Origin of the sequence: Marinilabilia salmonicolor, from assembly GCF_003003035.1 — a bacterium.
GTDB lineage: Bacteria > Bacteroidota > Bacteroidia > Bacteroidales > Marinilabiliaceae > Marinilabilia > Marinilabilia salmonicolor_A.
Window position 1 is genome coordinate 1 of record NZ_PVTS01000054.1, and the last position, 1,330, is coordinate 1,330.

The 1,330-nt window shown below is 42.7% G+C and carries 1 protein-coding gene; it reads left to right on the plus strand.

Features of this window, described 5'->3' with window-relative positions:
* A partial coding sequence (istA, locus tag BY457_RS18845) for an IS21 family transposase (RefSeq protein WP_106154874.1) occupies positions 1 to 1,330 on the plus strand: 1,330 nt, incomplete at both ends.

A 1,330-nucleotide genomic window follows, 5' to 3' on the forward strand; every position in this document is an offset into this window, starting at 1 on the left:
GTCCTATCTGCGGAAAATAGAAGAGAGCAGCCTTCATATCAACGAACTACTTAAATTGGAAGATCCTCTTCTGGAAGGAAAGTTTCATGCCGGAAACCCATCCTACAAAGAAGATCGTTACGAGCATTTTAAGGCCAATGTAGATTATTTCCTTAAAGAACTTAAGCGCACGGGTGTAACCAAGCAACTCTTGTGGGAGGAGTACAAAGCCAGCTATCCTGGTGGCTACAGTCACACTCAGTTTTGTTATCACCTTAATCAACAAGAAATAGCAGCCCGGCCATCGGCTGTACTCCACCATGATCCTGCTGATAAACTCTATATTGATTTTGCCGGAAAGACACTTTCTTACATAGATAAATCAACAGGCGAGGTTATTAAATGTCAGGTTTTTGTTGCCTGTCTTCCTTACTCTGATTATTGTTTTGCCATGGCCGTCAGGAGTCAGAGTGTAGAAGACTTTATCTATGCCCTTACGTGCTGTTTAAATCATTTAGGAGGCACACCAAGGGCACTTGTTCCTGATAATCTTAAAGCAGCTGTTATTAAGGCCGATAGTTACGAGCCAGGCATTAATACTGCAATGGATGACCTGGCTAATCATTACGGAACCACAGTTGTTCCGGCAAGGGCGCGCAAACCCAAAGATAAGGCACTGGTGGAAAATCAAGTAAAACTGATTTACAGCCGTGTGTATGCCAAACTCCGCGATCGTCAGTTCTTTAGCATTCAGCAGTTAAATGAGGCCATCTCTGAAAAGGTGTTGGCCCACAACCAAACCCGCATGCAGCTGAAAGACTACTGTCGGGAAGAGAAGTTCCTGGCCGATGAAAAACACCTGTTAAAAGCCCTACCTGAGACTGTATATGAAATAAAGTATTACAAGCAGTATAAGGTGGGTCCTAACAATCATATTTGTCTACAGAAAGACAAACATTATTACAGTGTTCCTTATGTGCATATAGGCAAGCAGGCAACGGTAATCTACACACGCTCTACCGTATCAATCTACATTGATTGTAAACGGGTAGCTTTTCATCTGAGAAGTTATTTAAAAGGACGCTATACAAGCGTCAAAGACCACTTATGCTCAACCCATCAGCATTATCAGGATCGCAGTCCGGATTATTACATGGCCAAAGCAAAAAGCAAGTCTAAGGAGCTTCATAACTTGTTTGTATTGCTATTTAAACAGGACAGATATCCAGAGCAGCTATACCGCACATGCGATGGTTTTTTGAAGCTCCAGCGAATCACTGAACCGGATAAGTTCGAGAAAGCCTGTCAGATCGCTATTGAGAACCAGAGATACAATTATGGCTTTGTGGCA